The sequence below is a fragment of the Buchnera aphidicola (Hyadaphis tataricae) genome (genome assembly GCF_005081445.1).
GTDB classification, from domain to species: domain Bacteria; phylum Pseudomonadota; class Gammaproteobacteria; order Enterobacterales; family Enterobacteriaceae; genus Buchnera; species Buchnera aphidicola_AE.
In genome coordinates this window covers 617,392-633,867 of sequence record NZ_CP034873.1, presented here as the reverse complement: position 1 = coordinate 633,867, position 16,476 = coordinate 617,392, and the positions used below count along the sequence as shown (strand labels likewise).

The following is a 16,476-nucleotide window of genomic DNA, read 5'->3' as shown; positions in this document are numbered from 1 at the left end:
CAAAATCTGTGGATAAGTAGTCTGTAGTATTGATTATACAGTAACTTCTTCATTTAATTAACTGTGTATAATTAGTGATTTTCATACGAATAACTTTTTTATATGTTATAATTTTAGATCAAATTTAGCAAAATGTTATGTATTATAAAAATGGTTATTGCATTCATTAATTAAAAATATATTTTTAAAAACATTAAGAGATTAAACATGTTAAACTTTTCAGAAAAAAAAATAATATTTTTTAGCATTTTTTTTCTTGTGATTATCATTACATTAACCTTATCATTTCCTTTTTGGACATCTTCGAAATCTAATTCAGAACATAACAAAAAAAACTTAAAACCATTGAAATATGAGACAATTATTGAACAAATTAGCCTCGAAAAACCTGAAAGTTTAAAACAAGCTGAAAGTTTCATAGTCAATAATCGAAATATTTACGGTACTTTAACTTCTATGTTTTTAGCTAAAACATATATTACACATAACGATTTTAACGCTGCTTTAATACAGCTGAACAACAGTTTGAAATATACTGAAGAAGAGAATTTAAAAAATATTTTAAAAATTAAAATAGCTACAATAAATATGCAAATAAATCAATATGATACAGCTATCAAGATGATTGAAACGCTTTCAAAAAAGGGTTGGAAAAATATAATATATAATTTAAAAGGTGATCTTTTCTTTCAACAAAAAAAAATACAAGAAGCAATAAAATATTGGAAGAAAAGTTTATCAGAAGAAACGTCTAATGCATCTAAAAAACTTATTAAGATGAAAATTAATGAACTAAAATAAATAAAAAAATCAATACATGCAAAATGAAAAATACAATTATTTTTTAATTTGACTTAAAGAGAGCATATCCAAAATGATACCTATTATTGTATTAATCGGTAGAACTAATGTAGGAAAATCAAGTTTGTTTAATATACTTACCAATTCCAGGAATGCATTAGTCTCAAAATATTCTGGATTAACTAGGGATAGGCAATATGGATATTGCGAATTAAAAACATCCAAACAAAAAATACTTTTTGTTGATACAGCAGGTCTAGATGTTGTTAATTCCAATGAAATAGAAAAAAAAGCCTACCAACAGTCTTTAATAGCAATAGAAGAAGCCAATTTAATTTTATTTATAGTTAGTGCGCGTGATGGGTTAATGCCGCAAGAAACAGAAATTATAAACATAATTAGAAAATATAAAAAAGAGATTATTTTAGTAATAAATAAAATAGACGGCATGCATGAATATTCTAAAATAAATGAATTTTATTCTTTAGGATTAAAAACTATACAAAAAACCTCTGCTACTCACAATCAAGGTATCAATCTTCTATTTGCAAACCATTTAATTCCCTTCATCACATTAATATGCAAGCAAGATAATGCTAAAAAATCAGATAAACAGATCAAAAAAATTACAAAACCGACAATAAAAATAGCTCTAATTGGTCAAAAAAATGTAGGAAAATCTACTTTATTGAATTGTTTTCTAAAAGATGAAAGAATGATTACATGCAATATACCTGGAACTACATTAGATAGCATATCAACATCCATTCAATACAATAATCAAAACTATATTTTTACCGATACTGCAGGAATATCTAAAAAAAGCAAAAAAATTCATAAAATAGAAAACATTTCAATAATTAAAACATTACAAACCATCGAAAAATCACATGTAGTTTTATTCATAATAGATGCAAGTAAAAAAATCTGTCATCAAGATTTATTTTTAGCTAATTTTATTTTAAATGCAGGGAAAAGTATTGTTGTAGTTATTAATAAATGGGATTTGTTAAATAATATTTTAAAAAGAGAATTAAAACAAATGATCAAAACAAAACTAAGATTTCTTTACTTTGCAAAAATACATTTCATCTCAGCATTATATGATCCAGGAATACATAAATTATTCACATCAATTAAAGAGGCATATAACGAATCTAATAAAAAAATTAGCACATCAACATTAATGAATATTATGAAAAAAGCAATACATCAACATCAACCGCCAATCTTTAAGGGACGCAGAATAAAATTAAAATATGCACATTTAGGTAGCTCTGCACCACCTAAAATTATCATACATGGCAATCAAGTAGATTGTTTGTCCTTACCTTATAAAAGATATTTAATGAATTTTTTTCATCATAGTTTAAATATCACAGGAACTCCTATTCAAATACGTTTTAAAAATAATATCAATCCTTATCTTGAAAAAAAACAGACCAAAAATTAACTATCTCGAGCATAATTAACTGTATATAAGGGTATTTCTACTTCAATATCATCATTTCCAATAATTGCTTGGCAACTTAGACGACTTTCTGGTTCAAGACCCCAAGCTTTATCTAAAATGTCATCTTCTTTTTCAGACCATCCTGAAAGAGAAAGAAATCCTTTTCTTATAATGCAATGACATGTGCTACAAGCACATGATTGTTCGCATGCATGTTCTAATTTAATATTATTTTTTAGTGCAATTTCTAATATTGTTTCACCCTTGTTTGCATTAAATTCGCCACCTTGAGGTAATATGATCTTATGAGGTAAAAAAAGCACTTTAGGCATTGATGAACTCGCTTATAAAATAGTTGTTAATCAAAACATGAAAAATATTTTTTCATACGCAATGAAAAAAAATTTTTACTTGCATCTTCTAATTGTTTTAAATTTACTTTTATAGAAAAAAAGTCATCTTTTTGAATAGATTTCTCTAATTTTTCTTTTTGATATTCTATTTTTTTTAATTCTGTTTCGGTAATTAATTCCCCATCGCTTTTTAGTGCATCTTTTAAAATGTCTAAAATATGTTTTGCGTGCATTTTATGTTCTTCTTTTACTCTAAAACAATAATCTTCTTTAAGATGTTTCAGAGAGTTTTGTATTGTTTCAGGCATATTAACTGTTTTTAATATCATACTATTATCAATTGTAATATTTTTTTCTTTATTACTATTTTTTTCTAACACTTTCACATCAATTAAACCATCAGTGTTTACTGAAAATTTAACTGAAATACGAATTAATCCTGCCTTTTGAGGTGCAATATCTCTTAAAACAAAACGAGTTAATGAAATACAATCTTTTACACGTTCTCTTTCTCCTTGCAGTACATGAATTAAAATAGATGTTTGATTATCTTTATAGGTTGTAAACTCCTTAGTTTTAGAAATAGGAAGCGATGTATTTTTAAGAATTATTTTTTCGACAAAACCACCCATAACTTCAATACCTAAAGAAAGTGGCAAAACATCCAATAACAAAGTTTTATGTTTTGCATTATTACTATGCTGCATAAGCATATCTGCTTGCATTGCAGCGCCTATTGCTACCACTTTATCAGGATCAATAGAACTTAAAAGTTGTCGACTAAAGAATAATGAAACTTTCTCATAAACTAAAGGAACACGAGTAGAACCTCCAACCATAATCACTTCTTTAATATCTTTAATAGATAAATTAATTTCTGCAAGAAGATTAGAACAAATTATAATAGTTTTATTTATTAAATGCATAATTACTGAATTAAATTCGTCACGAGTAATAAAACCTTTCCAATCAAAAAATTGAATTAAAACTTTGTTATGTTGAGTTAATTTTAACTTCGTCTCTTTTGCTATTTTAATAAGTAAAGATTGAAATAATTCATTGCATCTATTTTTTAATTTTGATTTTTTATAAATATAATTTGCTAGAGCAAAATCAAAATCATCACCTCCTAAGCTAGAATCACCGCTAGTAGCTAATACTTCAAATATTCCTTTATTTAATTTCAATACGGATGCATCAAAAGTACCACCTCCTAAATCGTATACTAAAACAATCCCTCTTTTTTGTGTTTGTAACCCATATGCTATAGCAGCGGCTGTTGGTTCATTTAATAATCTTAACAAATTAATTTTAGCTAATGATGCTGCTGTTTTAGTCGCTTCTCTTTGAAGATTATTGAAATAAGCTGGAACTGTTATAATACTTGCATCTATTTCTTTTTTAAAAAAATCATTAGCACGTTTTTTTAAAAATGTTAATATGTCATGAGAAACATCTATAGGAGTAACTGGACCTGAACATGTGTGAAATAAAATTCCTCCAGTACTGTCTTTTTCTATAAGATATGGTAATATGGGATATTCTTTTTGAATAAATTCAATAGAACGACCTAATAAACGTTTTACAGAACAAATTGTGTTTTGTGGGTCTTTGTTTAAATACTTCAAAGCATCCCAACCTATCGATACAATATTTTTATTGTAATGTGCAACTGACGGTAACAGAACACGATTACGATCATCAGATAATAAAACAACACGTTCGTTCTGTACTGCAGCAACTAAGGAATATGTAGTACCAAGATCAATACCTAAAGATATTTTTTCATTTTTTTTTTCTAGAAAAATCATCAATAACCCTTTATTTTCATAATATCATCATATATTTTTATTTTTTTTAAACTATTTTTTAGATTTTCAAAAAATAATAACCTTTCTATAATTTGAATAATTTTATCAAAGTTTTTTTGATTAAATTCTACTTCAATACGATCTTCATATTGTTTCGCTTTTTTTTCTATTTTTTCTAAAAATTTATCCAATTTTTCTTTATTAACAGCATTTTTTTTTAAATCATCTAATTCCTCGTGTAACAAAAAATAATCCTTTAGAAAAGGGTTGTTGTTTGAAAATAACTTTTCTTTTTTTATCATTAAACCATGCAAGGAAAGTAAATAAATTGCTCTGCTTAAAAAATTTTTTAAAATTTTATAACCTTTATTAATTTCAATTGATTTTTTTAAGATGATACTTTTTTCAATTGAAGAATCATTTATGAATAAATCAGGATGAAACTGTAACTGTAATTGATAAAAATTTTTAGACAATAGCCTTTCATTGATTTTAAATGTTTTTGGCATATTAAATAATGTAAAATAATCCAATTAATCACCTAAATGTGTGTTTTTAAAAATCTAACATGATAATGTTTTATAAACAATTAATTAAATCATACAATGATAAAATGTTAGATGTTGAAAGAAAATGTTCTTTCAACATTAAAAAATTAATTATTTTTTTTGTTTTTATAGTCAGCAATAGCTGCCTTAATGGCATCTTCAGCTAAAATAGAACAATGAATTTTTACCGGAGGAAGTTCTAATTCTTCTACTATACTAGTATTTTTAATAGTAGCAGCCTCTTTTATAGATTTACCCTTCACCCACTCTGTGACTAGAGAACTAGAAGCTATAGCTGAACCACAACCATATGTTTTGAAACAAGCATCTTGAATAATACCGTTTTCATCAACTTTAATTTGTAATTTCATTACATCACCGCAAGCAGGCGCTCCTACCAAACCACTACCTACATTCATGTCAGTATTAGAAAAAGATCCAACGTTTCTTGGATTTTCATAATGATCCATTACTTTTTTACTGTAAGCCATGTTTTATTTTCCTTTATCAAGATCTTATGTTTATTTATGATCCCATTCTATGCTATTTAAATCAACTCCTGATTTAAACATTTCCCATAATGGGGATAAATTACGCAATTTAAAAATAGAATGATGCACTAATTTAATTGTATATTGAATTTCTTCTTCTGTAGTAAATCTTCCAATAGAAAAACGAATAGAACTATGCGCTAATTCATCTTTTATGCCTAATGCTTTTAAAACATAAGATGGTTCTAGACTTGCAGACGTGCAAGCGGAACCTGAAGCAATAGCTAAGTCTTTTAATGACATAATCAAAGATTCACCTTCAACGTAATTAAAACTGACATTTAAAATGTGAGGTACACCCTGTTTTAAATCGCTATTTAAATAAACTTCTTCAATATTTTTAATTCCATCCCAAAGTAAATTTCGTAATTTTGTGAACCGAACAAAATCATTGTGCATTTTTCTTTTTGCTAAAATAAATGCTTCACCCATTCCAACAATTTGATGTACCGGTAGTGTTCCAGATCTCATGCCTCGTTCATGACCTCCGCCATGTATACTAGGCAATAAACGAACACGTGGTTTGCGACGAACATATAAACCACCGATTCCTTTTGGTCCATATACCTTATGCGCAGAAAAAGACATTAAGTCTATAGATAATGTTTTTAAATTAATAGGTATTTTTCCTACACTTTGTGTTGCATCTACATGAAAAAGAATACCGTGAATTTTACAAATTTTTGATATAATCTCAATATCTTGTATAATACCAATTTCGTTATTAACATGCATTATAGAAATAAGAATGGTATCTTTTTTAATATTTTTTTTAAGATCATTAAAATCGATAACACCATTATTTTTCGGGGTTAAGTAAGTGACACTAAATCCCTGCGTTTCAAGATATCTACAAGTATCTAAAACAGATTTATGTTCTGTTTTGCTAGTAATAATATGTTTGCCTTTGTATTTATAAAAAAATGCAACACCTTTTATAGCTAAATTATTGGATTCAGTAGCACCTGAAGTAAATACAATTTCACGAGAATCAGCTCCGATTAATTCAGCAATTTGGTTTCTTGAAATATCAACGATTTCTTCTGCATTCCAACCAAATTTATGAGAACGAGACGCAGGGTTGCCAAAAATTCCATCTATTGTAAAATAATGCATCATTTTTTTTAAAACTTCTTTTTCCACTGGAGTGGTTGCTGCATAATCTAAATAAACAGGAGTTTTCATAATCAATATTTTCCTTAAAAAAATATATACAAGAAATATACATTCTATCATTTTAATAAGATTTTATATGCAAAAATCACTAAAATATAATGCATTAAAATTTCTAACAATACTTACTAGACTTTTTTAATTATTGATAATATAATTATTGAAAATCTCATATATTCAATATAGGGGTGTAGTTCAATTTGGTAGAGCATCGGTCTCCAAAACCGAAAGTTGTAGGTTCAAATCCTTCCACCCCTGCCAAGATTTCAATTGATAATTGTTATCAATTTTCTTAAAATATACATCAATATAAATCAATATCATTTAACATTTTACACAACACTAATCTATATAGTTTTAGATAACTATCTAAACAATCTATTTTTTATCTCAATGAAAAATCTGCTAAACATAAAAAAATAAATAAAAAGATACTGTTGTCCTTTTGGAGTTATTTTAAAATGCCTAAATATCGTTCTTTTACAACTACACATGGTAATAATATGTCTGGAGCAAGATCTTTGTGGCGTGCTACAGGCATGAATGATGAAGATTTTAAAAAACCTATTATCGCAATAGTAAATTCTTTTTCACAATTTGTACCGGGACATATTCACCTACAAAAGGTTGGCAAACTTATTTCTAAAGAAATTCAAGCATCAGGAGGTGTTCCAAAAGAATTTAATTCTATTGCAATCGATGATGGTATCGCGATGGGTCATTCTGGAATGTTGTACTCTTTGCCATCAAGAGAATTAATTGCAGATTCAATAGAATATGTTATTAATGCTCATTGTGCAGACGCTATGATTTGTGTGTCCAATTGTGATAAAATTACTCCAGGCATGCTGATGGCTGCATTACGACTCAATATACCATGTGTATTTGTTTCTGGTGGACCTATGGAAGCCGGTAAAATACAAAAAAACAATAAAGCAATTAAAATCGATTTAGTAGATGCTATTATGGTTGGAGGTAAACCGAATGAATCTCAAGATTTTATTAAACAAGTTGAAAATGCAGCATGTCCTACATGCGGATCCTGTTCAGGAATGTTTACTGCAAATTCGATGAACTGTTTAACAGAAGTTATGGGATTATCTTTACCAGGAAATGGTACATTGTTAGCTACTCATGTTGATCGAAAAAAGTTATTCATCAAATCGGCTAAAATTATTGTTAAAATTACACAAGAATACTATAAAAATAATAATCTAAATGTCTTACCAAGAAATATTCTCAATAAAAAATCATTTGAAAATGCGATCACACTAGATATTGCAATGGGTGGTTCAACTAATACGGTTTTACATTTATTAGCTGCAGCGCAAGAAGCAAACATTGACTTTAAAATGTCTGATATTAATTCTTTTTCTAAAAAAGTACCTCACATCTGTAAAGTTGCCCCAAGTACTTCTTTATATCATATTGAAGACGTGCATAGAGCAGGCGGTGTAATGGGCATTTTAGGAGAATTAAACCGATCTAATTTAATAAACACAACAACGAAAAATATATTACAGTTAGATTTAGAAACAATTTTAAATCAATATGACATAATGTTAACTAAAGATAACACTGTACTTCAAATGTTCAAAGCGAAACCGGGAGGAATCAAAACAACACAACCATATTCTCAAAAATCTAGATGGTTAACATTGGATAATGACCGTAAAAGTGGCTGTATTCGTTCATGTGAACATGCTTATAATCAAGATGGAGGATTGGCTGTTTTATATGGAAATTTAGCAAAAAATGGTTGTATAATAAAAACTGCTGGAATAGATAAAACAAATCATATTTTTTCCGGAATCGCTAAAGTATATGATAGTCAAGAAGATGCCATTGATGCAATATTAAATAACAAGATAACAGCAGGTCATGTTATTGTTATTCGCTATGAAGGACCGAAAGGTGGTCCAGGAATGCAAGAAATGTTATATCCTACTACATATTTAAAATCCATGAATTTAGATAAAACGTGTGCTTTAATTACTGATGGCAGATTTTCAGGAGGCACATCTGGAATATCTGTCGGACATATTTCACCGGAAGCAGCTGACAAAGGTTTGATCGCGTTAGTACAAAATGGAGATATCATTAATATCAATATTCCTGAAAGAACTATACATCTTGATATTACTGAAACAATATTACATAAACGTATTAAAAAGGAAGCATCTAAAGGGCATTTGTCTTATCATCCAGCAAATCGTCAAAGACATATTTCATTAGCATTAAAAACATATGCTTTTTTTGCAACTAGTGCTGATAAGGGCGCTGCTAGAGATCAAAAAAAAATATCTAATCTTTAAACATTTTTTTTTATATATTAAAGGAACAATTGTTAATGAATTATTTTAATACTCTCAATTTTAGAGAAAAAATTAATCAAATAAAAAAATGTCGTTTTATGAAAAGAGAAGAATTTAATAAAGAAAACGACATCTTAAAAAACAAAAATATAGTCATTGTAGGTTGTGGTTCTCAAGGTTTAAATCAAGGTTTAAATATGAGAGAATCAGGTTTAAAAATTTCTTATGCTCTAAAAAAAGATAGTATTTTAAAAAAAAACCATTCTTGGCAAAATGCAACAAATCATCATTTTCAAGTAGATGATTATGAAACATTAATACCTAATGCTGATTTAGTAATAAACCTAACTCCTGATAAACAACATGCTAATGTTGTACAAGAACTACAAAAATTAATGAAAAAAGATTCTTGTTTAGGTTATTCACATGGTTTTAATATTGTAGAAAAAGGAGAAAAAATAAGAAAAGATATTACAGTTGTAATGGTTGCACCAAAATGTCCTGGAACAGAAGTTAGAGAAGAATATAAAAGAGGTTTTGGAGTACCTACATTGATTGCAGTGCATAATGAAAATGATCCTAATAATATAGGATTAGATATTGCAAAAGCATGGGCATTTTCTACCGGAGGACATCATGCAGGTGTTCTTGAATCTTCATTTATAGCTGAAGTTAAATCAGATCTCATGGGTGAACAAACTATTTTGTGTGGCATGCTCCAAACTGCGTCCTTAATATGTTATGAAATGCTGATTGCAAATAAATACAATCCAGGTTATGCAGGAAAACTAATACAATATGGTTGGGAAACGATTACAGAATCTCTGAAACATGGTGGCATCACTTTAATGATGAATCGATTATCCAATCCATCAAAAATCAGAGCTTTTTATCTTTCTCAAACAATGAAAAGAATTTTATCAAAATTATTTCAAAAACATATGGATGATATTATTTCAGGAAAATTTTCTTTAGAAATGATGCAAGACTGGAAAAATAAAGATAAGAATTTATTAAATTGGCGTAATAAAGTTAAAAACACATCGTTTGAACAGGCTCCTTTTTATGACACAAAAATACCAGAACAAGAATATTATGATCATGGAACTCTCATGGTTGCAATATTAAAAGCCGGCATTGAATTATCATTTGAAAACATGGTAGAAGCAGGTATTATGGAAGAGTCTGCATATTATGAATCTTTACATGAATTACCCTTGATAGCTAATACAATTGCAAGAAAAAAATTATATGAAATGAATGTAGTAATTTCAGATACTGCAGAATATGGTAGTTATCTTTTTTCTGAAAATGCATATCCTATTTTAAAAGATTTTATTATCACACTTGAAAAAACTGATTTAGGTTCTCATTCTCCTGTAAAAAATGTGAATAACATTGAATTGTTTAATATTAATGAAATGATCCAAAATCACCCAATAGAAATAATTGGGCGAAAATTAAGGTCTTATATGAAAAATATGAAGGCTATCAAAGTTGCTCAATAAAAAATAAAACACTTGTCTTTAAAAAAATCATTTATTTACTTAATAATTGTTGATATTTTATGCTACTTAACTTTGCTCAAAAAAATGCTATAAAATGTATCAAGGGTCCCTGTTTAATTTTAGCAGGGGCTGGTTCTGGAAAAACAAAAGTCATAGTAAACAAGATTATTCATCTCATTAAAAATTGTCAATATTCACCTAATAATATTGCATCAGTGACGTTTACTAATAGAGCTGCATATGAAATGAAGAGCCGTCTTGCAAAACATTTAAGCATTTCCACAACAAACCAAATTATTGTTTCTACTTTTCATGCACTAGGTTTAAAAATTATTCAACAAGAAATTGATACCTTGCATTTTAATATTAATTTCACCCTTTTAGATGAAAAAGATCAAATAATATTGTTAAAAAAAATATGCGACAAACAAATCAAAAATAATATAAAACTATTAAAAAAAATTAATGTCATGATTTCTTTTTGGAAAAATAATTTTTTTACACCTCTAAAAGTACAATCTTTAGTCAATTCTTCTTTAGAAGAATATTTTTCAAAAATTTATGAAAAATATAACACGTATCTAAATGAATCAAACATATTAGATTTTGATGATTTAATTTGCATACCTACATTATTGCTGAAAAATAATCATACGATCAAAAAACGTTGGCAAAAAAAAATCTCATATTTATTAGTCGATGAATATCAAGATACGAATAATAGTCAATATGAATTTATCAAAACATTAACGCATTTAGATTCTGATTTTACATTTGTAGGAGATGATGATCAATCAATTTATTCATGGAGAGGAGCAAATCCAAAAAACATTTTTTCATTAAAAAAAGATTTTCCTACTTTAAACATTATCAAACTTGAACATAATTATCGTTCTTCAGGAAGAATATTAAAAGTAGCGAATAGTCTCATTTCTAATAATATACATTTACTTGAAAAAAAATTATTTTCTAAATTAAAATATGGCAATTTCATACAAATTATTCCAGCTAAAAATGAAGAATCAGAAGCAGAAAAAATAGCTGAAAAAATTCTATTTGAATCTTCTAAAAAATCAAAAACATATCAAGATTACGCAATTTTATATCGTGGTAATTATCAATCTAAAATTCTTGAAAAAATATTTTTTAAAAAAAATATTCCATATAAGATTGCTGAAAATTCATCATTTTTTTCTCATCCTGAAATTAAAGATTTATTAAATTATTTACGTATTGTAATTAATCCAGATGATAATTATGCTTTTATGAGAATCATCAATATTCCTTCGCGCAAAATTGGTGTCATTACATTAAACAAATTAGAAAAATATGCAAATCAAACTAATTTTAGTCTTTTTCAAATAAGCAATAATCTTCAAAAACCATCTTTTTTAAATCAAAACACTATTAACAAGATAAAAAAATTCGTAACTTTAATAAACAAATTCCATGAGTTATCTTACTCTAATCCATCAGAAATATTAGATATAATTATTAAAGAAATAAAATATGAGTCATGGTTGTCTAAAATTTTAAAAGAACCAAAAAAAATTACAAATAGTATAAATAATATTAATACTTTATCTGAATGGTTAAAACAGATGATTGAAGGAAACGAATTTGAAAAACCCATGAATTTGTCAAAAATTGTTACAAAAATGTCATTACGTGATGTTATTAAAAAAAATCATTTGAATCAAGAGGAAACAAATAATCAAGTCCAATTAATGACATTACATGCGTCTAAAGGTTTAGAATTTTCTTCAGTATTTATAATAGGAATGTGTGAAGGAATTTTGCCGAATTATAAAAGTATTGATAACAATAATATAGAAGAAGAAAGAAGATTAACATATGTTGGTATAACTAGAGCAAAAAAACAATTATTTTTTACTTATTGCATAAGAAAAACGCAATATGGACAAATTTTAAATATGTCTCCTAGCAGGTTTTTATTTGAGCTACCTCCAGAAGATTTAGAATGGGACAAAAATATTTTATAACACAATACTTATAAATAATTTTTTAAATTTAGTTTTAAAAAATTTTTAAAAATGATATTATTAAATAATATACTTTTTACGTCTAAGTATAAAAAATGAAATTTTTTATTTTGTACACTGATTAATCTTGAGTAATAATAAAATGCATAACATAATTGAACTAAATGATGATAATTTTGAAGAACAAGTTTTACGAACAAAAGGTTTCATTTTGGTAGATTTTTGGGCTGAATGGTGTAATCCTTGTAAAATTTTAGCACCTATATTAAATGAAATATCACAAGAATATTCTAATACAATTATTGTTGGAAAATTAAACATAGAAAAAAATAAAAATACTCCTCCTCTGTATTCTATTAGAAGCATTCCTACATTACTCTTATTTTATGATAGCAAAATTCTTGCTACTAAAGTAGGAGCTATTTCTAAGTTACAGCTGAAAAATTTTTTAGATGAAAACATTAATAAAAAGCACTAATAAATTTTAAAATTATGTAATAATTTTGATTTCGAGATTTACCCCGATTTTACTAAGAACCCACCATTATGAATCTTACCGCACTTAAAAATACGCCAGTTTCTGAATTAATTACTCTTGGTGAAAAAATGGGGTTGGAAAATTTAGCGCGTATGCGTAAACAAGATATTATTTTTGCCATCCTTAAACAACATGCAAAAAGTGGAGAAGATATTTTTGGAGACGGTGTTTTAGAAATATTGCAAGACGGATTTGGTTTTTTACGATCCGCTGATAGTTCTTATTTAGCTGGTCCTGACGATATTTATGTTTCACCAAGTCAGATTCGAAGATTTAATTTACGTACAGGTGATACAATTTCTGGAAAAATCAGACCTCCTAAAGAAGGTGAAAGATATTTTGCTTTACTAAAAGTAAACGAAGTAAACTATGATAAACCTGAGAATGCAAGAAGCAAAATTTTATTTGAAAACCTAACGCCATTGCATGCTAATTCTAGATTGAGAATGGAACGTGGAAACGGTTCTACTGAAGATTTAACTGCAAGAGTTTTAGATTTAGCATCACCGATTGGAAGAGGACAAAGAGGCTTAATTGTAGCACCTCCAAAAGCTGGTAAAACAATATTACTTCAAAATATAGCTCAAAGTATTGCTTATAATCATCCAGATTGTGTTTTAATGGTTTTGTTGATTGATGAAAGACCAGAAGAAGTTACTGAAATGCAACGATTGGTTAAAGGGGAAGTGGTAGCGTCTACTTTTGACGAACCAGCATCGAGACATGTTCAAGTTGCTGAAATGGTTATTGAAAAAGCCAAAAGATTAGTAGAACATAAAAAAGATGTAATTATTTTATTAGATTCTATTACTCGTTTAGCTCGCGCTTACAATACCGTTGTACCAGCATCAGGAAAAGTTTTAACAGGCGGTGTGGATGCTAATGCTTTGCATAGACCTAAACGTTTTTTTGGAGCTGCACGTAATGTAGAAGAAGGAGGAAGTTTAACTATTATTGCTACAGCATTAGTTGATACAGGTTCAAAAATGGATGAAGTGATTTATGAAGAATTTAAAGGAACCGGAAATATGGAATTACCGTTATCTAGAAAAATTGCTGAAAAACGTGTATTTCCAGCAATTGATTATAATCGATCTGGAACTCGAAAAGAGGAACTACTAACTTTCCCAGAAGAATTGCAAAAAATGTGGATTTTAAGAAAAATAATGCATCCTATGAGTGAAATAGATGCAATGGAATTTTTAATCAATAAACTTTCAATGACAAAAACTAATGATGAATTTTTTGATATGATGAAACGTTCTTAAATATTAAAAGTTTTTTGTTTTTCTACAAAAAAAAGCTGGACATTAAAGTCGATTAATTTTAGAATCTAAATAGGTTTGCATCGATGCGCTCGTAGCTCATTTGGATAGAGCGCTACCTTCCGAAGGTAGAGGTGTCAGGTTCAAATCCTGTCGAGCGCACTTTTTCAAAAAATAAAATATAATCTGTTATTTTTTTCAATTGGTGGCTATAGCTCAGTTGGTAGAGTTCTGGATTGTGATTCCAGTGGTCATGGGTTCAAATCCCATTAGCCACCCAAAAAAAGAAATTTTTTAAAAAACGGCGAATAGCGCAGCTTGGTAGCGCAACTGGTTTGGGACCAGTAGGTCAGAGGTTCAAATCCTCTTTCGCCGACCAAAAATTAAATTATTTTTTTAAAATTTAGTTTCTTGTATAATTTTTAACAAAAAATGATTACTAGCATAACGAGAAACTGTTATATTATTCCATCCTAAGCATTCAGCTATTTTCGATAATCTTTTACTCACCACAAATAGTTTACACTGAAATAACCAGTTATTTTTAGAAAAAACTTTTTTTAAGCAAAACAAAACTTCACTACTTGTTATTACTAAAGCATTAATATGATATAAACGCCATGTTTTTTCTTGTTGTTTAATATCTGAAATTCTTAATTTTCGTTTATAACATTCTATTACAGAGACTTGAAAACCGTTTTTTGTTAATATTTTTTGTACTAATGTACGTCCATTTTCGCCTTGCAATAACACGATCTTATTTTTTTTATGAAGATGTTTATTTAATAAATGTAATAAATTTTCGCTATTCTCATTATTTTTAGGAAAAAAAATTTTTTTTTGGACGTGTTTATGAAGAAAAAAAGCAGTACTTTGACCAATAGTAAAATACTTAACAGAAAAAGGCCATTTTAAATTTTTTTGTTTTAAAAACAAATCTGTATAATAAATTGATGTTTTCGAAAAAAAAACAATCACATCTGATTGATATAATTCATCTACTTTATTAGACAAATTTATCTTAGTAAAACTAGGATAAAAATCATAAAAAGAAAAATGATAGGATAAAATGCCGTTTTCATTTAAATTTTTTACCAGTTCTTCTCCTGTCGGAGAAGGACGTATCACTAATATTGTCATATATAATAAGATTTTTTAAAAAATAAACTCTTAAGAATTTTTTTGGCACCGTTTTTGAGTAATTCATCAGCTAAAGAATACCCCATCTTTTCCCCTGTAGTATACCAACCAATTCTTTCTCCTTTTAATATTGTTTCACCATTAGGTGAACCCACTAATCCTCGTAACCATAACTTATTTTTTCTTAAAATTGCGTAACTGCCTATGGGAATTTGACATCCTGCATTTAGTTTTCTGCAAAATGCTCTTTCCGCATTAATTTCTATGAATGTATTGGTATGATTTAGTTGGGATAAAAAAAGTATTACTTTTTTATCTTTTTTTCTAGATTGAATGCCAATAGCGCCTTGACCGCACGAAGGAAGAGATAATTCTGCTGGTATAATTTGAGTAATTCGATTTTGTAAATTTAGTCTATTTAAACCTTCAGCTGCTAAAATTAGACCATCATATTTTCCTTGATCTAGTTTTGAAATTCTAGTTTCGACATTACCCCTTAAAGGAGAAATAATTAAATCAGGTCTGTAAGTAATTAATTGACACTGTCTTCGTAAACTAGACGTTCCAATGACAGCTCCTTTAGGAAGTTGATTGATTGATTGATAATGGTTAGAGACTAATGTATCTAACGGATTTCCTCTTTTACATATACTGACTAAACACAAGTCTTTTGCAATATTCATGGGAAGATCTTTCATCGAATGAATAGCAATATCTGCTTTATTTTCAAGCAATGCAACTTCTAGTTCTTTTATAAATAATCCTTTTCCACCGATTTTAGAAAGAGATTTATTTATAATATTATCTCCATGCGTGACAATAGGCACTAATTTTATATTTAAATTAGGATATAAAGATAATATTTTTTCTTGAACATATTTAGTTTGTTGTAATGCTAATGGACTTTTTCTAGTAGCAATTCTTAATGTTTGATTTTGCATATTGTGATTGATATTAATGATAAGTACATGTTTTTATAAGTTTTATTTGAGATACTTGATATTTAAATATATATAT

The 16,476-nt window shown here is 27.7% G+C and carries 14 protein-coding genes and 4 tRNA genes; 11 read left to right on the top strand and 7 right to left on the bottom strand.

Annotated elements, in window-relative coordinates; all coding sequences use genetic code 11:
• Positions 1–207: 207 nt before the first annotated feature.
• Positions 208–801, top strand: a complete 594-nt coding sequence (locus D9V69_RS03040; protein WP_158356838.1) for a YfgM family protein — start codon at positions 208–210, stop codon at positions 799–801.
• 73 nt (positions 802–874) lie between these two features.
• Positions 875–2,254 (top strand): ribosome biogenesis GTPase Der, encoded by a 1,380-nt coding sequence (der, locus tag D9V69_RS03035; RefSeq protein WP_158356837.1) that lies wholly within the window; start codon positions 875–877, stop codon positions 2,252–2,254.
• Here the strand turns inward: der and fdx are convergent.
• From fdx to D9V69_RS03010, 5 genes are all read right to left on the bottom strand, one after another.
• A complete protein-coding gene (fdx, locus tag D9V69_RS03030) occupies positions 2,251–2,586 on the bottom strand; it encodes an ISC system 2Fe-2S type ferredoxin (RefSeq protein WP_158356836.1) in 336 nt (111 codons plus the stop codon). The two genes, der and fdx, sit on opposite strands and share 4 nt — an antisense overlap.
• 26 nt (positions 2,587–2,612) lie before the next feature.
• A complete protein-coding gene (gene hscA, locus D9V69_RS03025) occupies positions 2,613–4,418 on the bottom strand; it encodes a Fe-S protein assembly chaperone HscA (protein ID WP_158356835.1) in 1,806 nt (601 codons plus the stop codon).
• Positions 4,418–4,951 (bottom strand): Fe-S protein assembly co-chaperone HscB, encoded by a 534-nt coding sequence (hscB, locus tag D9V69_RS03020; protein WP_158356834.1) that lies wholly within the window; start codon positions 4,949–4,951, stop codon positions 4,418–4,420. The genes hscA and hscB overlap by 1 nt, the downstream gene beginning before the upstream one ends.
• 122 nt (positions 4,952–5,073) lie before the next feature.
• Positions 5,074–5,457 carry a Fe-S cluster assembly scaffold IscU gene (gene iscU / locus D9V69_RS03015; RefSeq protein ID WP_158356833.1) on the bottom strand — a complete coding sequence of 128 codons (384 nt, stop codon included), beginning with the start codon at positions 5,455–5,457 and terminating at the stop codon, positions 5,074–5,076.
• 30 nt (positions 5,458–5,487) lie between these two features.
• The gene (locus D9V69_RS03010) at positions 5,488–6,702 is read right to left on the bottom strand and encodes an IscS subfamily cysteine desulfurase (RefSeq protein ID WP_158356832.1); all 1,215 of its coding nucleotides are present in this window, start codon (positions 6,700–6,702) and stop codon (positions 5,488–5,490) included.
• A gap of 172 nt (positions 6,703–6,874) precedes the next feature.
• Here D9V69_RS03010 and D9V69_RS03005 point away from each other — a divergent pair.
• The 9 genes from D9V69_RS03005 (at position 6,875) to D9V69_RS02965 (ending at position 14,698) form a co-directional block, all read left to right on the top strand.
• A tRNA-Trp gene (locus D9V69_RS03005) sits at positions 6,875–6,951 on the top strand.
• Positions 6,952–7,151: 200 nt separating this feature from the next.
• Positions 7,152–9,005 (top strand): dihydroxy-acid dehydratase, encoded by a 1,854-nt coding sequence (gene ilvD, locus D9V69_RS03000; RefSeq protein ID WP_158356831.1) that lies wholly within the window; start codon positions 7,152–7,154, stop codon positions 9,003–9,005.
• A gap of 35 nt (positions 9,006–9,040) precedes the next feature.
• The gene (gene ilvC / locus D9V69_RS02995; RefSeq protein WP_158356830.1) at positions 9,041–10,513 is read left to right on the top strand and encodes a ketol-acid reductoisomerase; all 1,473 of its coding nucleotides are present in this window, start codon (positions 9,041–9,043) and stop codon (positions 10,511–10,513) included.
• 59 nt (positions 10,514–10,572) lie between these two features.
• A complete protein-coding gene (locus D9V69_RS02990) occupies positions 10,573–12,516 on the top strand; it encodes a UvrD-helicase domain-containing protein (RefSeq protein WP_158356829.1) in 1,944 nt (647 codons plus the stop codon).
• A gap of 142 nt (positions 12,517–12,658) precedes the next feature.
• Positions 12,659–12,994, top strand: coding sequence for a thioredoxin TrxA (trxA, locus tag D9V69_RS02985; RefSeq protein ID WP_158356828.1), 336 nt, complete (start codon positions 12,659–12,661; stop codon positions 12,992–12,994).
• A gap of 68 nt (positions 12,995–13,062) precedes the next feature.
• Positions 13,063–14,322: a transcription termination factor Rho gene (rho, locus tag D9V69_RS02980; RefSeq protein WP_158356827.1), complete on the top strand. Its 1,260-nt coding sequence runs from the start codon at positions 13,063–13,065 to the stop codon at positions 14,320–14,322.
• Between the two features lie 85 nt (positions 14,323–14,407).
• A tRNA-Arg gene (locus D9V69_RS02975) sits at positions 14,408–14,481 on the top strand.
• A 43-nt stretch (positions 14,482–14,524) separates the two neighbouring features.
• A tRNA-His gene (locus D9V69_RS02970) sits at positions 14,525–14,597 on the top strand.
• 24 nt (positions 14,598–14,621) lie between these two features.
• Positions 14,622–14,698: transfer RNA gene (locus D9V69_RS02965), tRNA-Pro, on the top strand.
• Positions 14,699–14,715: 17 nt separating this feature from the next.
• On the opposite strand, the gene D9V69_RS02960 is transcribed toward D9V69_RS02965, so the two are convergent.
• Complete coding sequence (locus D9V69_RS02960; protein ID WP_158356826.1) at positions 14,716–15,459, bottom strand: uroporphyrinogen-III synthase; 744 nt, start codon at positions 15,457–15,459, stop codon at positions 14,716–14,718.
• Complete coding sequence (gene hemC / locus D9V69_RS02955) at positions 15,456–16,400, bottom strand: hydroxymethylbilane synthase (protein WP_158356825.1); 945 nt, start codon at positions 16,398–16,400, stop codon at positions 15,456–15,458. The genes D9V69_RS02960 and hemC overlap by 4 nt, the downstream gene beginning before the upstream one ends.
• Between the last annotated feature and the right edge of the window lie 76 nt (positions 16,401–16,476).